General features: G+C 67.8%; 21 protein-coding genes. 11 read left to right on the top strand and 10 right to left on the bottom strand.

What is annotated here, in order from left to right; translation table 11 throughout:
* Positions 1 to 14: 14 nt before the first annotated feature.
* Together DM818_RS04530 and DM818_RS04525 are read right to left on the bottom strand one after the other, a co-directional pair.
* Complete coding sequence (locus DM818_RS04530) at positions 15 to 1,871, bottom strand: PINc/VapC family ATPase (protein ID WP_153952367.1); 1,857 nt, start codon at positions 1,869 to 1,871, stop codon at positions 15 to 17.
* Between the two features lie 61 nt (positions 1,872 to 1,932).
* Entirely contained in the window at positions 1,933 to 2,523 is a 591-nt protein-coding gene (locus tag DM818_RS04525; protein WP_153952366.1) for a riboflavin synthase, read from the bottom strand.
* A gap of 93 nt (positions 2,524 to 2,616) precedes the next feature.
* On the opposite strand from DM818_RS04525, the gene DM818_RS04520 reads away from it, so the two are divergent.
* A complete protein-coding gene (locus DM818_RS04520; protein WP_075937908.1) occupies positions 2,617 to 2,856 on the top strand; it encodes a DUF7533 family protein in 240 nt (79 codons plus the stop codon).
* Here DM818_RS04520 and DM818_RS04515 read toward each other — a convergent pair.
* Together DM818_RS04515 and DM818_RS04510 are read right to left on the bottom strand one after the other, a co-directional pair.
* Positions 2,853 to 3,131 carry a hypothetical protein gene (locus DM818_RS04515; protein ID WP_123123748.1) on the bottom strand — a complete coding sequence of 93 codons (279 nt, stop codon included), beginning with the start codon at positions 3,129 to 3,131 and terminating at the stop codon, positions 2,853 to 2,855. The genes DM818_RS04520 and DM818_RS04515 overlap by 4 nt on opposite strands.
* 46 nt (positions 3,132 to 3,177) lie before the next feature.
* A complete protein-coding gene (locus DM818_RS04510) occupies positions 3,178 to 5,019 on the bottom strand; it encodes a UvrD-helicase domain-containing protein (RefSeq protein ID WP_123123749.1) in 1,842 nt (613 codons plus the stop codon).
* A gap of 118 nt (positions 5,020 to 5,137) precedes the next feature.
* Between DM818_RS04510 and DM818_RS14895 the strand changes: the two genes are divergently transcribed.
* Both DM818_RS14895 and rimI read left to right on the top strand, forming a co-directional pair.
* Positions 5,138 to 5,311 (top strand): HVO_0416 family zinc finger protein, encoded by a 174-nt coding sequence (locus tag DM818_RS14895; protein ID WP_172977285.1) that lies wholly within the window; start codon positions 5,138 to 5,140, stop codon positions 5,309 to 5,311.
* A gap of 214 nt (positions 5,312 to 5,525) precedes the next feature.
* Entirely contained in the window at positions 5,526 to 5,996 is a 471-nt protein-coding gene (rimI, locus tag DM818_RS04505) for a ribosomal protein S18-alanine N-acetyltransferase (RefSeq protein ID WP_197738601.1), read from the top strand.
* Here rimI and DM818_RS04500 read toward each other — a convergent pair.
* From DM818_RS04500 to DM818_RS04490, 3 genes are read right to left on the bottom strand one after another with little or no spacing between them, the layout of a single operon-like run.
* Positions 5,988 to 6,530: an NUDIX hydrolase gene (locus DM818_RS04500; RefSeq protein WP_123123750.1), complete on the bottom strand. Its 543-nt coding sequence runs from the start codon at positions 6,528 to 6,530 to the stop codon at positions 5,988 to 5,990. The two genes, rimI and DM818_RS04500, sit on opposite strands and share 9 nt — an antisense overlap.
* Positions 6,527 to 6,925, bottom strand: a complete 399-nt coding sequence (locus tag DM818_RS04495) for a hypothetical protein (RefSeq protein ID WP_075937912.1) — start codon at positions 6,923 to 6,925, stop codon at positions 6,527 to 6,529. Before DM818_RS04495 ends, DM818_RS04500 begins: the two co-directional genes overlap by 4 nt.
* A complete protein-coding gene (locus DM818_RS04490; protein WP_075937913.1) occupies positions 6,922 to 7,380 on the bottom strand; it encodes a DUF5809 family protein in 459 nt (152 codons plus the stop codon). The genes DM818_RS04495 and DM818_RS04490 overlap by 4 nt, the downstream gene beginning before the upstream one ends.
* A 72-nt stretch (positions 7,381 to 7,452) precedes the next feature.
* On the opposite strand from DM818_RS04490, the gene DM818_RS04485 reads away from it, so the two are divergent.
* On the top strand, positions 7,453 to 8,790 hold the full coding sequence (locus tag DM818_RS04485; protein ID WP_075937914.1) for an aryl-sulfate sulfotransferase: 1,338 nt from the start codon (positions 7,453 to 7,455) through the stop codon (positions 8,788 to 8,790).
* Here DM818_RS04485 and DM818_RS04480 read toward each other — a convergent pair.
* Genes DM818_RS04480 through DM818_RS04470 form a run of 3 tightly spaced genes read right to left on the bottom strand, consistent with a single transcriptional unit; the run spans position 8,787 to position 10,435 of the window.
* Complete coding sequence (locus DM818_RS04480; protein WP_123123751.1) at positions 8,787 to 9,236, bottom strand: DUF5810 domain-containing protein; 450 nt, start codon at positions 9,234 to 9,236, stop codon at positions 8,787 to 8,789. The genes DM818_RS04485 and DM818_RS04480 overlap by 4 nt on opposite strands.
* A 47-nt stretch (positions 9,237 to 9,283) precedes the next feature.
* The gene (locus DM818_RS04475; RefSeq protein ID WP_075937916.1) at positions 9,284 to 9,670 is read right to left on the bottom strand and encodes a DUF5611 family protein; all 387 of its coding nucleotides are present in this window, start codon (positions 9,668 to 9,670) and stop codon (positions 9,284 to 9,286) included.
* A 39-nt stretch (positions 9,671 to 9,709) separates the two neighbouring features.
* Positions 9,710 to 10,435: a DUF7093 family protein gene (locus tag DM818_RS04470; RefSeq protein ID WP_075937917.1), complete on the bottom strand. Its 726-nt coding sequence runs from the start codon at positions 10,433 to 10,435 to the stop codon at positions 9,710 to 9,712.
* A 105-nt stretch (positions 10,436 to 10,540) separates the two neighbouring features.
* Between DM818_RS04470 and DM818_RS04465 the strand changes: the two genes are divergently transcribed.
* From DM818_RS04465 to DM818_RS04435, 7 genes are all read left to right on the top strand, one after another.
* A complete protein-coding gene (locus DM818_RS04465; RefSeq protein WP_075937918.1) occupies positions 10,541 to 10,834 on the top strand; it encodes a DUF6432 family protein in 294 nt (97 codons plus the stop codon).
* Between the two features lie 46 nt (positions 10,835 to 10,880).
* Positions 10,881 to 11,966: a CAF17-like 4Fe-4S cluster assembly/insertion protein YgfZ gene (ygfZ, locus tag DM818_RS04460; protein WP_123123752.1), complete on the top strand. Its 1,086-nt coding sequence runs from the start codon at positions 10,881 to 10,883 to the stop codon at positions 11,964 to 11,966.
* Between the two features lie 40 nt (positions 11,967 to 12,006).
* Positions 12,007 to 12,459, top strand: coding sequence for a universal stress protein (locus tag DM818_RS04455; protein ID WP_075937920.1), 453 nt, complete (start codon positions 12,007 to 12,009; stop codon positions 12,457 to 12,459).
* A gap of 40 nt (positions 12,460 to 12,499) precedes the next feature.
* Entirely contained in the window at positions 12,500 to 13,264 is a 765-nt protein-coding gene (locus DM818_RS04450) for a nucleotide-binding protein (RefSeq protein WP_075937921.1), read from the top strand.
* Positions 13,261 to 13,776: a hypothetical protein gene (locus tag DM818_RS04445; protein ID WP_075937922.1), complete on the top strand. Its 516-nt coding sequence runs from the start codon at positions 13,261 to 13,263 to the stop codon at positions 13,774 to 13,776. Before DM818_RS04450 ends, DM818_RS04445 begins: the two co-directional genes overlap by 4 nt.
* A 38-nt stretch (positions 13,777 to 13,814) precedes the next feature.
* Positions 13,815 to 14,462, top strand: a complete 648-nt coding sequence (locus DM818_RS04440; RefSeq protein ID WP_075937923.1) for a helix-turn-helix domain-containing protein — start codon at positions 13,815 to 13,817, stop codon at positions 14,460 to 14,462.
* A gap of 63 nt (positions 14,463 to 14,525) precedes the next feature.
* A complete protein-coding gene (locus tag DM818_RS04435; RefSeq protein ID WP_153952365.1) occupies positions 14,526 to 16,778 on the top strand; it encodes an NADP-dependent malic enzyme in 2,253 nt (750 codons plus the stop codon).
* The last annotated feature ends 12 nt before the right edge of the window (positions 16,779 to 16,790 follow it).

Raw genomic sequence — 16,790 nt, 5'->3', positions numbered from 1 at the left:
CCGCCGTCGTTCGGCTACTGTGGCGTGACCGTGACCTGTTGTCCGCTGTCGACTGCCGTCTCCAGTTCGTCGGCCAGCCCGCTCCCGCGGGAAATCTGCACCTCACCGCCCCGCGAGACGGTCGCGGTGAACAGATACTGCCCGCCGGCCTGCACCTCAACCGTCTCGCCCGCGTGGCCCTCCACGGGGAGGATGATGTGTCGGGAGGTGACTTCGGGCGTGACGATTTCTCCCTGCTTGCTCTTGCTGTCTGTGCTGCCGGAGCTACTGTTCCCGCCGCCGAAGCCGCCCGCGTACTCATCGAGCGTCCGCACGTCCAACTCCATGCCAAGCCGATTCTCGATGTCGGTGATGCGGCCGCCGCCCTTCCCGATAACCGAGGAGATGTCGTTTTCGGAAACGTAGACGGTGGCGGCGTTGTCGCTCGTAATCTCGACTTCCACCTGCCCGTGGGCGATGGACTTGATTTCGCGCTCGATTTCGTTTTTCGCAATTCGACTGACGCCCGACTCCTGTTCGTCGCCGTCTTCGAGCGGAACGGTGACGACCTGCTGATTGAACGTGTAAATCTCGTATGCCGGCTCGCCCGTCTCGTAGTCGGAGATGACGACGACCGGGCGGGTGAGGTCCTCCTCCATCAGCCCGTGGGGAACCTTCACTTTCGTCTCGACCTCGTAGACGGTGTCGATTTCGCCGGCCTCGATGTAGACGACGGTGTCGACGACCTGCGGAATCATGCCGAGTTCGACACGGCCGACGAGTCGCTGGAGCGCGTCGATGGCCCGGGTCGCGTGGACGACGCCGATCATCCCGACGCCGGCGAGTCGCATGTCGGCGAAGGTGTTGAAGTCAGAGGTCTTGCGCACCTCGTCGTAGATGGTGTAGTCGGGCCGGACCATGAGCAGCGAGTCGGCGGTCCGCTCCATCGACCCGCGAAGCTCGGTGTACTGGGTGATGTGGTCGCCGACCTGGAGGTCACGCGGCTTCTCCATCGTCTTGACGGCGAAATCCGAGTCGGCGAGGAACTCCGCGACCGCCTGCGCGAACGTGGACTTCCCTGCCCCCGGCGAACCCGACAGCAGAATGCCGCGCTGGTGTTCGGTGAACCGGTCGCGAAGCCCGTCCGGCAGGTCGTACTCGTCGAGCGTGGGCGACGCGATGGGCCGGACGGCCGTAATCTCGATGCCGTCGGCGAACGGTGGCCGAGCGACGGCGATGCGGTAGTCGGCGTACTGGATGATCTTCATCCCCGGCTCCTCGAGCTCGACGAAGCCGCGCGAGGAGGCGCGGGCCGTCGACTCGATATCGTTCGCGAACGTCAGCATCTCCGACTCCGACAGCGGCTCGCCGGCGATTGGCCCGTACGAGATATCGCCGATATCGCCGCGCTTCGCCATCGGCGCGACGCCCGTCTTCAGGTGGACGGACATCGTCTTGTCGTCGAAGTAGCGCTCGATGTCGAGCCCGTCGTCGGTCGTCTCGTCGGTCGTGTCCACCTTCGGCTCGACGTACTCGACGGTGACGCCCATCGCCTCGCCCACCTCCGCCTGCACGCGGTCGCTGGTGAGCAGCGTCGCGTCGTGGTCGCGCGCGAGGTCGCGAATCAGCGCGTCGATGTCACCCTCGCCCGCGCCCTCGGTCTCGTCGTGGGTCGGGCGTCGGCCGATGTACTCGACGGAGAGGTCGCCGGCGTCGGCAGCCTCGGCTAATCGTTGTAGCTCTTCGAGACCGGCCCACCCCGAGTCGCGCCCCTGATTCGCCTGCGACTCCAGCTCCGCGACGACAGCGTTCGGCACGTAGACGTGGGTCACGTCGTCGTGTTCGGACACGCGGCCGTCGATGACCGCGCTCGTGTCCGGAAGAATATCCATACAGGAGGGAGGGCGGGCGAACTTATAAACATTGTAAAAGCGCGCCTCGTGTCACCGCGTCTCAGGCGTACTGTTCGGTGATGGATTCGACGTACTTGGCGATGACGTCGACCTCGAGGTGGACGGGGTCGCCGACCGACTTCTCCGAGAGGGTCGTAATCTCGTAGGTCGCCGGGATGATGGCGACCGCGAAGCCGTCCGCGTCGATGTCGGCGACGGTCAGGGAGATGCCGTCGATGGTAATCGACCCCTTCGAGACGACGTACTGGCCCATCGACTCGGGCAGCGAGAACTCGAAGTACCAATCTTCCTCGACCTGCTCGATGCCCGTCACCTCGCCGACGCCGTCGACGTGCCCCTGCACGATGTGGCCGTCGAAGCGGCCGTCCGCGGGGAGCGCGCGTTCGAGGTTCACGGTGTCGCCGACGGCGAGGTCGCCGAGATACGTCACCTCGACGGTCTCCTCGGCCAGAAAGACCGAAAACGAGTCGTCGGTCTGCTCCTCGACGGTGAGACACGCGCCGGAGACGGCGACCGACTGGCCGTGCGTGAGCTCGTCGGCGAAGTGTGCAGCCAGTCGGAGCCGCAGCCCGTCGGCGGTCTGCTCGCGGGCGAGCACCTCACCCGTCGTCTCGATGATTCCGGTGAACACGGTCTCATTACGGCGACGCGACGCAAATGTGTTAGTATTCTCGAAACTGGGAGAAGCCGGAGCGCTTTCGGTCGCGCGCGACCCACGAAGGATATGGCGCGGTCAATCATGAGTACCGTCGGGCTAGCAGCGACCGTCGCGCTCGCGGTCCCGCTCGTCATCTTCGGCATCGAGCAACTGCTCGCGGGCGAGCATCTGGTCGGGGGTATCGTGCTCGCAATCGCGGCGCTGATGGTGCTCATCGAGGAGTATCTCACGACGCCGACGGACATTCCGGGTCTCGTCGCGGAGAAGACGGTCGGGGCGGTCGTCGAGGAACCCGACGAGGATTAGATCTCGTCGCCGGGGTCGTGTTCCGCGGCCATCCGCCGTGCTTCGGCCGCGTACTGCTCGCGCTCGTCGGGGTCGGTCACCTCGCCGAGATTCTGCGGCTCGGCCTCAACGGCGGCCGTCGTGGCCCGCCGGTCGCCGGGTGTCGTGAGCGCGCGTTCCTTCCGGAAGTACCGCTCGCCGTCGGGCGTCGCGTACGTGAGGATGATGAGGTTCTGTTCGTCGTCCGAGTAGGTCCGCTCGACCAGCCACACCTGTACGGTCGCTTGTTCGCTCATGTCCGACGTAGGGTCGCCAGCGGCGAAACGACTGCGGTTGCCGCGGTCAGTCGGCCGGCTCGGCGACTTCGAGCGGCTCCTGTGCCTGCTCGATGAACTCCACGAGCGGGAGTTCGCTCGGCTCGTTGTCGATGAGCACGTCGAGCGGGAGCGTCGGCGCGCCGTCGATGAGATTCTCCATCAGGACGAGCCGTTCGCGGGCACGCGACATCCCGACGTAGAAGACCCGTCGCTCGTTGTCCGTCAACACCGGGACCGGGTCGGTTCCCTTCTGGAACTCCACGTCCTCGGGGAGTCGGTCGCGGTCGACGGTGGCCGCCATCTGCTCGACCACCTTCTCGGTGAGGTCGGTACAGACGAAGACGTGGTCGGCCTCGCGACCCTTCGCGGAGTGGATGGTGCCGACGCGGACGCGGTCGGCGTCCATCCCCTGATACGGGCCGTCGAAGTAGGCGTCGACGGAGCGCTCCTGGAAGTTCGAGGTGCGCGTGAGCATGTCGGAGGCACCGGCGACGCCGGGCGTGAACGGAGCGTACTCCTCGATGAAGTCGGGACTTACCTCGAAATCCTCCAGCCGGGCGTTGTTCTGGTCTTTCAGGTCGTCGAGCGCGTCGAAGAGGTCGTCGCGCTCCTTCGTGCCGAACGCGGAGTCGGCGAGCATCTCGGCGAGCCGCCGCGCCTCCAGGCCGGTCATGTGTTCCTCCTCGGTCTTCTTCTCGACGGCGCGGACGTACCCTTCGAGCCGGTCGGTCCACATCCGGATGTCCGTCAGCGAGGTGTACGGAATCCCCATCGAGGTGAACTCCTCCATGAACTGGAACAGCTGATAGCGGGCGCGGAACAACACCATCACGGTCTCGTCTTCGGTCGCCTCGATGGTGTCGCGGACGTTCCGGGTGAGGTCGAACATCGACGGCGAGCGAATCCCCTCGACGGTGCCGCCCTCCTTGCGCGGGTTCAGGTCCTTCTCTTGGCGCTCGTCGATGTGGCGAATCTCGCGGTTGACGACGTTGAGCACGTTCGACGGGAGCCGGTAGGAGTTGGGCAGGATGACGTCGTCGTCGGGGTCGGCCTCAAGCAGGAGCGCGGGGTCGGCTCCCTGCCACGCGTAGACGACCTGGTCGTCGTCGCCCGCGATGAGCACCGACTCCATGTGGGGTCGCCACTCCTCGTAGGCGTCGTGTTGAAGCGTCGTGATGTCCTGGAACTCGTCGATGACGAGGTGGTCGACGTTCGGGACGAGCGAGCGCTGGGTGACGCGTTCGAGCATGTCGGCGAAGCCGACGACGCCGTGTTCACCCTTGTACGCGCGCCACGCGCGGATGACCTCCGGCACGTCGATGCGGTCGTCGTCCGACGACCACGTCGGGGTGTACTTGTTGCCGGTCTGTGAGTTGGGGTCCTCCTCCGGCGGGAGTCGGACCTCATCCACGTCCCACTGGAAGGGAACGTCGTACCAGTCGGCCACGTCGCGGCGGGTCCGCTGGAGCCACTCGGAGGTGGCGAGAATCTTGTTGCCGATGGTGGTCGAGCGCGACGAGCGCCGCCGGTTGGAGTCGTACTCGCCTTCGAACTCGATGCCGTACTCCGAGCAGAACTCCTCTTTCTCGTCTTCGCCGACCACGTCGCCCCGAGACAAGTCGAGCAGTTCGTACGCCTTCGCGTGCATCGTGGAGACGTTCCCCTTCAGCGACTTCGGCGAGCGGTCGAGTCGCTCCGCCAGCCGTTCGCGAATCTCGGCGGCGGCCGCCCGCGTGTAGGAGACGACGAGGATATCCCGTACGTCGACGCCCTCCTCGAGCATCTCGTCGACGCGGTCGAGGAGTGCGGTGGTCTTCCCGCTGCCGGGACCACCGAACAGCCGCGTCAGGTGCGTATCGTCGGTCATAGAGACATGAACACGACCATCGGGCATAAGGGGCGTGGCTTCGCTGGCCCGGCTGCTCCCCGTTCCGTGCTAAAGCGTACCACACATTTATTTCCACCGCGGCTAATTATCTGCTTGTATGGCGACCGCGAACGACATCTTCGACGACTTCCTCGCAGACAGGGGCCACGAGACGGAAACCGAGACGCCGGCGTGGGAGGAGGACTATAACAAAAAGCGCTGTCCGGAGTGTGGCGGACTCCACGAGATGGCGGCCCCGGAGTGTACGGTCTGCGGCTGGACGCCGAACTAATCGGCGTCTCGCACTCGCGTCGCTCGCGCTCACCAGCGACCGCTGTGGGGAGTGAAAAGCGTCCCCGGAGGGAGGAGGGTGGGGGAGAGCCCTCCCGACGGGGGCGAGGTGGGGATGCACCCAAAACTGGGTGCATCCGATTGTATACGGTAGGTGTATAAGAAGGTACTGGCTGGCGACGAAGGCTTTACTCGCTGACCGCCGTAGCGTGGGTGTGACGATAGCCGGGAGCGAGTCGACCGACGAGCCGACGATTCGGCAGGCGACGCGGGCGGACCTGCTCGCGGTGTACCGCATCGAGACCACGTCGTTTCCCCAACCGTGGCCCTACGCCGCCTTCGAGCAGTTTCTCGGCCAGCCGGGGTTCCTCGTCGCGGGCGACCAGTCCGTCGACGGCTTCATCGTCGCCGACACCGTCCCGAACGGCGGTACCCCGCTCGGCCACGTCAAGGACCTCGCGGTCCGTCCCGACGCCCGCGGCCAGGGGCTCGGCGCGAACCTCCTCGGTGCCGCCCTCAGCATCTGCCGGCGACAGGGCGTCGGCCGCGTCAAACTCGAAGTGCGGGAGACCAACGACACCGCAAAGCGGCTGTACGAGCGGTTCGGCTTCGAGATTCACCGCCGGCTCCCCCGGTACTACGACGACGGCGAGGACGCGTTCGTGATGGTGCGCTCGTTACAGTAGCCCGTCCGCCTGCGCGAGCAGAATCCCCTCGATGGTGGCGTCGTTCGCCGGCTCCTCGCGGGCGCGGGCCAGCGCCTCCTCCACCGGAACGCGTGTCACGTCGATGAACTCGTTGCCGTCGAGCTTGCGGTTTCCGGCGGTGAGTCCCTCCGCGTAGACGATCCCCCGGCGGTGGCGGAGCACGCCCGTCGAACACCAGAACTCCTCGACGTGCGTGACCGAATCGGGAACGAAGCCGGTCTCTTCCTCCAGTTCGCGCGCGCCGGCCTCGGCGTACGTCTCCCCGTCCTCCACGATGCCGGCGACGAGTTCGAGACAGCGCTCGCGGATGGCGGGCCGGAACTGCTCTATCATCACCAGCTCGTCGCCGTCCTGTGCGACGACGACGACCGCCGGCGGGAGGTCCGCCCAGTAGTACTTCTTCGTCGTGGCGTCGGGTTGCCGCACCTCGTCGTAGCCGCCGGTGTACCAGCCGGTCTCGTACTCGGCGACCGACTCGACGACCGGCCAGTCGTGCTCAGAGTGGTCGCTCACGGCTGCACCACCGTCACGCGGTACGTGACGTTCTCGAAGGTGACGAAGACGGCGTCCCCCGACATGCTCGACGCGTACCGCTGTCTGAACACGTCGCGCTCGTCGAACACCGAGTGGGTGAACGTCTCCTTGATGCCGAACGGACCCCGGTAGTAGGCGGTCGAGCGCGCCGTGTCGCCGTCTGCTGCACTCACCGCGCCGTACGTGTACGGGAACCGTCGCTCCGAGAGGTTCGCGCCGTCGATGGGTGTCACCTCGGCCGGCGGCTCGGCGGCCGTCGCCTCGGCGTAGTAGGGGTCGCCGCTCTGGAGCAGCGACGGGACCGCCCCGAGCGCGAGCAGCAGGACGACCACGACGAGCAGTCCGAGCGTGACGTTGCGCGTGATGCGTCTCACGACGCGGCCCCCTCCTCGCGCTCCTCGCTTCCGTCGCCGTCTTTCACGATGTCTCTGTACACCTTCCCGTACGCCTGTCGGCGGAGCGTGCCGACGGCGGCTTCCTCCTCGGCGTGGAACGTCGCCGCCACGATGGTGTCTGCCGCGGGAGCGACGTGCCACGCGACGTTGTCAACCTCGTCGCTGCCTTCCAGCTCGACGGCGAACGCCGAGTCCTCGCGGACGGACTCGAACTCGCTGCGCGTGCCGACCGTGACTTCGAGCAGCGAGGCGAACAGCGCGTCAAGCGCCGTCTCGACCACGTCGCTCGTGACGCGGTCGCCGTACTCCTCGCGGTCGAACGACATCGCCTTGGCCGTCTCCCGGACGACCGTCTGTGCCGTCGGCGCGAGGTCGCTGTACGCTTCCCGCGCCTCCGTCGCCGTCGTCGGGGCGAGCCACCCGTCTTCGTGCATACCCGCCGTACGGGCCGGTCGGTGGTAGATATACCGAAACAGTATCCTACCTCGCCGGACACCTGCGAGTCGATGCCCGCCCGTTCGACTCTCCGCCGCGCCCTCCTCGCGGTCGTCGTCGTCTGTCTCGTCGGTCTGCTCGCCGGCTATCTCACCGGCCCGCACGACCCCGGGACGACCGACGGCTTCCGACCCACCGACGCCGGCGGCTACGACCCCGCTGCTCTCGAATCGGCTGCCAACGTCACCGTCGTCGCCACCCAGGGCGTCCCCGAGTCCGACGCCGAGGGTGAACTCGTCGCGCTCACCGACGAGGGGAGCGTCGCCTACCGCAACGACACCCTCCAGACCTACTTCGACGTGGACCCCGTCCCCGACGAGCCGTACGTCGTCGAGTACGTCGGTGCCGAGAAGCTTGCCGGCGACGCCTGTGCCGGCGTCTCCACCGACACCTGCTCGCGGAACGTCTACGAGCGCGTGAACCTCCGCACCGACGAGACCGCCCGCCTGTGGTCGAAGGTCACCCCGCGCATCCCGTCGAACCGGTACCACGACATCGACCGGGTCAACGAGAGCCACATCGCCGTCGCCGACATCTACGAGGACGCCCTCTACACCGTCGACCTCGCGACCGGCGAGGAGGTGTGGCGCTGGAACGCCGCCGAGGACTACGACCGCTCGTCCGGCGGCTCGCCCGGCGACTGGACCCACGTCAACGACGTCGAGGTGACGCCCGACGGCCGATTCCAAGCCAGCCTCCGGAACCAGGACTCCGTCGTCTTCGTCCGGCCCGGCGAGGGGCTGGTCGCCGAGCAGACGCTCGGCTCCGACGACGCGCACACCATCCTGTACGAACAGCACAACCCCGACTACATTCCCGCCGCGAACGGCGGCCCGAGCGTCCCCGTCGCTGACTCCGAGAACCGTCGCGTCGTCGAGTACCAGCGACAGGGCGGCGAGTGGGTCCAGACGTGGGCGTGGACAGACGCGCGCCTCCAGTGGCCGCGCGACGCCGACCGACTCCCCGACGGCTCGACGCTCGTCACCGACAGCCACGGCGACCGCGTCATCGAGGTCGCGCCCGACGGTACCGTGCTCTGGTCCGCGACCGTCCGGCTCCCGTACGAGGCCGAACGGCTCGGTACGCCGAGCGAATCCGGTGGCGGACCGGCCGTCGACACCGGCGACCCCGGCATCGACCCCAGCGCGGGACTGTTCGCGAATCCGGGCTACACCCTCCGGACCGCCGTCCCGCAGCTACTCGTCAACGGGCTGTTGTACGTCTCGCCGTCGTGGATTCTGTACCCCGAACTGCTCGTCGTGCTCGCGCTGGCGCTGACGCTGTTCGCGTGGGGGACGACAGAACTGTGGTGGCGACGCGACCGCATCCGGGCCGCGGTCGGACGCTAATTCTCGGCTTCGTCGTCCTCGTCCTCGGCTTCGTCCTCGGCTAGCATCTCCTTCGTCAGTTCGCGTGCCTCCTCGATGACCGCCTGCGTGTCCTCGTCCATCTCCATGTCCGCCTGTGGCGGCAGCTCCTGGTCGTGTGCGTGTCCAGCCTGGCCGTGGTCGTGACCGTGCCCCTCGCTCTCGAACAGTTCGCCCGAGCGACCGCCGTCGCGGTCTGGTCGCTCGCCGGTGGTGTCCTCGAACACCTGCGGGTACTCGTCTTCGTCGGCGAACTCGCGGACGCGCTCGGCGAGCTCCGCTTCGCCTTCCTCGGCCCACTCCGGAACGTGGTCGTCGAGCCACGCCTCGTGGTCGTCGTCGCCGAGAATGGCGGTGAAGGCGAGGTGGTTCGCGAGGTGGCGAGCGTCGACCTGCGGGTCGTCACAGACGGGACACGCGTAGCCCATACCGGACGTGGGGTATCGGGAGGGAAAAACACAGCGTCCCCGCGAACTCAGAAGTCGTCGGGTGCGTCGTCTTCGACGTCGCGTTTCATCGAGTCGCGCCGCGCCTTGGCGTCGCGACCCGTCGCTTCGAGCAGGAACTCGTTTTTCGCGGCGTTGGCGTCGCCGGCGGCGTCCACGTCGCCCGTCTCCATCAGGTCCTCAAGCTCGCGCTCCTCGAAGTTGACCGCGAGGGTGTCCTTCTTGCTCCCGTACGTCACCGCACCGACGACGATGCGCTCGAACACCGGGTTCTCCGGCTCTTCGATGACGAACAGGTCAGAGCCGTTGTACTCCTCGGTGTCCGATATCTCGCCGAAATACTCCTCGACGGTCGATTCGAGGTCGGGGATTCGCTCCTCGAGATACTCCCCGCGCCGCATCTTATACTCCTCCATACGCCCGATTCGACACCCGATGGTTTACGGATTTCGGAGCTATCGGGCGTCGAGATACCCCTGGTGACACGCCGGACACGCGTCGCCGTCCCGCAGCGACGAGGCGTCCATCTGCTCGGAGAATCCACACTCCGGACAGACGTACTCGCCGTCGAGGATACCCGTCGCCGCCGGCTCCGGCTCCGTGTCCGTGTCAGCATCTGACTCCCCGCTCGATTCCGACTGTGGCGACCCCTCGGTCGACGCCGCGGACGCCGACTCCCCGGTCGCCTCGCCGTCCGTCAGCGCGTCGGGATCGAACTGGTCCGTCTCCTCGGGCCACTGGCCGGGGTCCCGCATCGACGACTCCGGCGTCTCCGTCGGCTCGCCGTCGAGAATCTCCGCGTCCTCCTCGCTCGGGTCTGCGGGCGGTTCATCGTCCTCGCCCGACGCGAACCCCGGGTCCGTCGCCGGGTCGGAATCAAGCGGCGGTTCGTCGCCACCCGGTCCCGGCTCCACGTCGGCGGCTGGCGGTTCCGACTCCGGGTCGGTGTCGGCGGCTGGTGACTTCGGCTCCGGATCGGTCGCGTCGTCGACGGTCACGTCGGACGGGTCGACGATTGAGGTGACCTCCTTGCTCTCGGAGGTGACGCGGCGCTCGCCACAGCGGCGACACTCCTCGATTTCACGGACGACGGTAATCGCCTCGCTTCCCTGCTCGGTCCGTTCACGCTCGGTGTCCGCCTCCTCGAAGGCGTGCCCGAGCAGCGAACACGTAACTCCCATTGGTCATCTTCCCGTCGTCGCGGGCATAAGGCTACCGACGCCCCCGGCAAGCGTCTGACGCGCGCCCTACGAACGGTTATGTCGCCCCGTCACGTAGCCGCGAGTATGCAGGCGAAGTCGACCTACCGCGACCGCGACGAGACCGAACTCGCGGTGCTCGACGCGCTGGTCGACGCACGCGAGGAGGGACTCACCATCTTCGAGGTGCGCGCCAGCGTCGACGCTCCCATCGACGACATCGAGGACGCGCTCGCCGCGCTGAAAGCCGACGACCTCATCCGCGTCACGAACGCCGACAGCGAGACACGCATCTACCCCCACGACCGCGTGATTCCCGACGAGGCGGAAACGGACGACCCCTCGCTGGTCGACGCGCTCCGCGAGAAGCTCCCGTTTTGATTCCGACGACGAGCCGTTTTTCACCGTCGGTACGCTTCGGTAGGTAATGACCGTCCTTCCCGAGGTTCACGAGCGCCACGGGGCCACCTTCCGCGAGTACGACGGCCGCCGGGTCGTCGACTCCTACGGCCGACCCGACCGCACCCACCACGCCGTCCGCAAGGGCGTCGGCGTCATCGAGACGCGCTACGGCATTCTCCAGATTTCCGGCGACGACCGCGTCGAGTTCGTCGACAACGCCGTCACCAACGCCGTCCCGACCGAGAACGGCCGCGGCGTCTACGCCCTCCTGCTCGACCCGCAGGGGAAAATCGAGACCGACCTCTACGTCTACAACGCCGGCGAGCGCCTGCTCTGTTTCACCCCGCCCGGCGAGGCCGCGCCGCTCGCCGAGTCGTGGCGCGAGAACATCTTCATCCAGGACGTCGCCATCGAGAACGCCACCGAGGACCTCGCCGTCTTCGGCGTCCACGGGCCGACGGCCACCGAGAAGGTGGCGAGCGTCCTCCACGGCGGCGTCGGCTCCCCCGACGAGGAGCTCACCTTCGTCCGCGGCTCGATGGGCGAGGCCGGCGTCACCGTCATCCGCACCGACAATCTCCCCGGCGAAGAGGGGTACGAGGTGGTGTGTGCAGCCGACGACGCCCACGAGGCGTTCGAAACGCTCATCACCCGCGGCAACAACGCCGTCCCGTTCGGCTACCGGACGTGGGAGTCGCTGACGCTCGAAGCCGGCACTCCGATGTTTGAGACGGAACTCGACGGAACGGTGCCGAACGTGCTCGGACTCCGGAACGCGCTCGACTTCTCGAAGGGGTGTTACGTCGGCCAGGAGGTCGTCTCGAAAATCGAGAACCGCGGGCGACCCTCCCGCCGGCTGGTCGGCCTCGCGCTCGAATCGGTGCCCGAAGCCGGGGCGGCCGTGTTCGCCGGCGACAGCCACGCGGGCGAGGTGACCCGCGCCGGCCATCCGCCGCTGCGTGACTCGCCGGTCGCGCTCGCGTTCGTCGGGTTCAACCACGACCTCGATACCCTCACCGTCCGCGTCGACGGCGAGCAGGTGGCGGCGAGCCACGAACCGCTCCCGTTCGTCGAGGGGTCCGAGCGGTCGGCCCGACTGCCGGAGTACTGAGTCCCGGCGCTTTTTTCGCTCCGTCGGATAGAAATTTCTCGTGCAGGAACATCTACTCGTCCCGCTCGACGGCTCCGAGCAAGCGCGCGATGCGCTCGAGTACGCCAGAGAGCGGTTTCCGGACGCGGAGCTGACGCTGCTGTCCGTCGTCGACCCCGCCGACGCCATCGTCTCCGAGCCGATTACCGGAGCCTACGAGTCGCCCGCCGGCACCGCCGGAGCAGGAACCGAGATGCTCGACGAACTGGAGACGACGGCGGCCGAGCGCGTCGAGGCGGCCGCCTCCGAGGCGCGGGCCGCCGGCCACGACGCCACCGCCGCGGTCGTCGTCGGTCACCCCAGCCGCGAAATCGTGGCGTTCGCCGAGGACAACGACTGTGACCACATCGTGATGGGGAGCCACGGCCGCTCGGGCGTCTCTCGCGTCCTGCTCGGCTCCGTCGCCGAGTCGGTGATGCGCCGGGCGCACGCTCCCGTCACGGTCGTCCGCTGAGGCCGAACACTTTTGTTCGCGAACCGACGAACGAAACCAGATGGTCGAAGCGTTCGCCGTCGCCTCCGGCAAGGGCGGGACGGGTAAGACGACGAGCACGCTCGCGCTCGGGATGGCGCTCGCCGACTCCTACGACGTGACCGTCGTGGACGCCGACACCGGGATGGCGAATCTGCTCTTTCACGCCGGGCTTTCCGACGCCGACGCCACCCTCCACGACGTGCTCGTCGAGGGCGGCCCGTCCGTCGAGGCGGCCACCTACGAGCGGTTCGGGATGTCGGTCGTCCCGTGTGGCACCTCCCTCGCGGCGTTCGAGCGGGCCGACCCCGACCGACTGCGCGACGTGGTGGCCGACCTCGCGAGCGACACCGACGTGCTCCTGCTCGATTCGCCGGCGACGCTCGGCTCGAAGGCCGCCGTCCTCCCGGTGGTGTTGGCCGACCGCGCTATCGTCGTGCTCCAGCCGACGGTCCCCGCGCTCTCTGACGGGCTGAAGGTCCAGGAGTACGCGCTCTCGTACGGGACCGACGTTGCGGGCGTCCTGTTCAACAAGGTCCACGACGGCGACGACGGCGTCGCACAGCAGGCCGACCGCTACTTCGAGGGACCGACGCTCGCCGAGGTGCCCGACGCCGACGCTGCCCGCGCCGCCCGAAGTGCGGGCGAACCCTTACTCGCACACGCGCCCGAGTCGGCTGCCGCCGACGCCTTCCGGCAGGCTGCCGACGCGCTCGACGTACGCGCCGGCGACAGCGAGGCGGTCGCCGACCGGTTCCAGTCGGCGGTCATCCCCGACTCGCCATGACGCCCGAGGGGACGCTGGTCGCCTCCCGGGTCGTCGAGTCGCTCGCGACCCCGCTGGAGACCTGTTTCGCGGACCGGCTCACCGGCTATCTCCGCGTCGAGCCGGGGATGCCGGTCGCCGACGCCGACCCCGTTCTCGTCACTCTCGACGACGGTGTGCCGACCGCGGCGGTCGTCCGTGAGGGCGACCTGACGGGCGCGGATGCAGTCGCCGCCCTCCCCGACACGGGACCGTTTCGGGTCGAGCGCACCCGGACGAGTGTGGAGGCGCTCGCCGCGCTCCACGACCGCCCCGCGTGTCACGTCGACCCCGGCGCGCTCGCCGAGCGCGCCGACGCGCCCGCGCTCGCGGCTCGGCTCCGCGAGCGTGCGCCCGACGACTCGGAGGCGGACTCCGTGGCCGCGTTTCTTGACGACTCCGACCAGATTGCCGCGCTGAAGGCGGAGGCGCGGGCCGAGGCCACCGCACAGGCCGACGAGTGGGGGCTGTCGGACCAACTCGACTCCGGGTGACCCGCAGATTTTAGGCCGAACCGAGCGAACATGTACGGGTGTCACGCGCGAACTTCGTCGTCCAGCTCTCGGAAGGGGAGTGGGCACACACCGTCTCGACGCAGTTTCCCGACGCCGAGTTCGAGCTGCTGGCGCTCGAACCCGGCGAGACCGAGTGTCACCAGCTCGTGCGCGTCGACGCGACCGAGCCGGACCGGCCGGTCGAGTTCATGCGCAACGCGAACGGGTTCCGGGGCTTCTCGGTCGTCCAGCAGGGTGAGGGCGCGACCGTCGTCCGGTTCCGCTCGGAGACGCCGCTCGTGGTCTTTTGTCTGCGCCGGGCGTCGATACCGTTCGAGCCGCCGCTCACCTGCCGCGACGGCCGCGCCTCGCTGCAGGCGACCGCGCCCGACGACGCCATCTCGACGCTGACCGACTACTTCCGCGAGTACGGGCTCCGGTTCGAGGTGGAGTCGCTCAGACAGGAGTTGGACGTGGAGACGCTGCTCACGCCCCGCCAGCGCGACCTCGTGCTCACGGCCGTCGAGGAGGGGTACTACGACACCCCGCGCGACTGCACGCTGACGGAACTCGCCGAGGCGGCCGACGTGGCCAAATCCACCGCCTCGGAGACGCTCCACCGCGCCGAGGGGAGCATCATCCGGCAGTTCGTCGGCGACGCGCTGACCGACACCGACCTCGAATAACGGTTTATCACGAACAATACAGCGAGCGAGAGCCGTTTAGTAGTCCGACGATAGAGACGAGATATGGGACTCGACGAGGACGCACTGGAGTATCACGAGGCGAAGCCCCCCGGCAAGGTGGAGATTTCGACGACGAAGCCGACGAACACGCAGCGGGACCTCTCGCTGGCCTACTCGCCGGGCGTCGCCGCGCCGTGTGAGAAAATCGCGGACGACCCGGCCGACGCCTACCGCTACACGACGAAAGGGAACATGGTCGGGGTCGTCTCGAACGGGACCGCCGTGCTCGGACTCGGCGACATCGGCGCACAGGCGTCCAAGCCCGTCATGGAAGGGAAGGGCGTCCTGTTCAAGCGATTCGCCGATATCGACGTGTTCGACATCGAACTCGACGACGCCGACCCCGACGGGTTCTGTGCCGCGGTTGAGCGCATGGAGCCGACCTTTGGCGGCATCAACCTCGAAGATATCTCCGCCCCGGAGTGTTTCGAAATCGAGGCGCGCCTGCGCGAGTCGATGGATATCCCCGTCTTCCACGACGACCAACACGGCACCGCCATCATCTCCGGGGCGGCGCTGATGAACGCCTGTGAGCTGACGGGCAAATCCTTCGAAGACCTCTCTGTCGTCTTTTCGGGCGCCGGCGCGGCCGCCACCGCCACCGCCCGCTTCTACACCGACCTCGGGGTCGACCCCGACAACATCACGATGGTCGATATCGACGGCATCATCACCGAAGAGCGGGCGGCCGCCGGCGACCCACACGAGTACACCGAGCCGTTCGCCGCCGAGTCGGGCGGCGAACTCGAAGACGCCATCGAGGGGGCCGACGTGTTCGTCGGCCTCTCCGTCGGCGGCATCGTCTCCGAGGAGATGGTGCAGTCGATGGCCCCCGACCCGGTCGTGTTCGCGATGGCGAATCCGAATCCGGAAATCGGCTACGAGGAGGCGATGGCCGCCCGCGACGACCTGATTATGGCGACGGGGCGGTCGGATTACCCGAATCAGGTGAACAACGTGCTCGGCTTCCCGTTCCTGTTCCGCGGCGCGCTCGACGTGCGTGCGACGGACATCAACGAGCCGATGAAACAGGCCGCCGCCGAGGCGCTCGCCGACCTCGCGAAGGAGGACGTGCCCGACGCCGTCGTGAAGGCGTACGGCGACGAACCGCTCCAGTTCGGGCCGGAGTACCTGATTCCGAAGCCGCTCGACACGCGGGTGTTGTTCGAGGTGTCGGCGGCCGTCGCGCAGGCGGCTATCGACTCCGGCGTCGCCCGCGCCGAGCGCGACCTCGACGGCTACCGCGACGAACTCGAAGCCCGTCTCGGAAAGGGCCGCGAGATGATGCGCACCGTCCTGACGAAGGCGCAGTCGAATCCGAAACGCGTCGTCTTCTCCGAGGGCGCAGACCGGAAAATCATCCGCGCCGCCTACCAGCTTCAGGACGAGGGTATCGCCGAGCCGATACTCGTCGGCGACGCCGACCAGATTCACCGCACGGCGGCGGAACTCGGACTCGCCTTCGACCCCGAAATCGTCGACCCGACCAGCGACCACCTCGACCCCTACGCCGAGCGACTCCACGAGCTACGCAAGCGCGACGGCGTCACCCGCAACGAGGCCGACTCGCTCATCCGCGACGGCGACTGGCTCGCCTCGACGCTCGTGGAGATGGGCGACGCCGACGTGATGTTGACCGGCCTGACCCACCACTACCCGACCGCGCTTCGCCCGCCGCTGCAGGTCGTCGGCACGGCTCCCGACGCCAACTACGCCGCCGGCGTCTACATGCTCACCTTCGACGACCGCGTCGTCTTCTGTGCCGACGCGACCGTGAACCAGGCCCCCGACGAAGACGTGTTGGCGGAGGTCGCCCGCCACACCGCCGACCTCGCGCGACAGTTCAACGTCGACCCCCGCGTCGCTCTGCTGTCGTACTCCGACTTCGGGACCGTCGACAACGAGGGGACGCGCAAGCCGCGCGAGGCCGCCGACCGCCTCCGCAGCGACCCGACCGTCGACTTCCCGGTCGACGGGGAGATGCAGGCCGACACCGCCGTCATCGAGGACATTCTCACGACCGACTACTCGTTTGCCGAACTCGACGAGCCGGCGAACGTGCTCGTGTTCCCGAACCTGGAGGCGGGCAACATCGCGTACAAGCTGCTCCAGCGGCTCGGGGGAGCCGACGCCGTCGGCCCGATGCTCGTCGGGATGGACAAGCCGGTTCACGTCCTCCAGCGCGGCGACGAAGTGAAAGACATCGTGAATCTGGCGAGCGTTGCGGTCGTGGACGCACAGGAAGACGAGGAGTAATCCGCGAGCGAC

The organism is Halosegnis longus (assembly GCF_009663395.1).
In the GTDB taxonomy this organism is placed as follows: domain Archaea; phylum Halobacteriota; class Halobacteria; order Halobacteriales; family Haloarculaceae; genus Halosegnis; species Halosegnis longus.
Note: the sequence above shows the minus strand (reverse complement) of the source record. Positions and strands in the feature narration are given on the sequence as shown.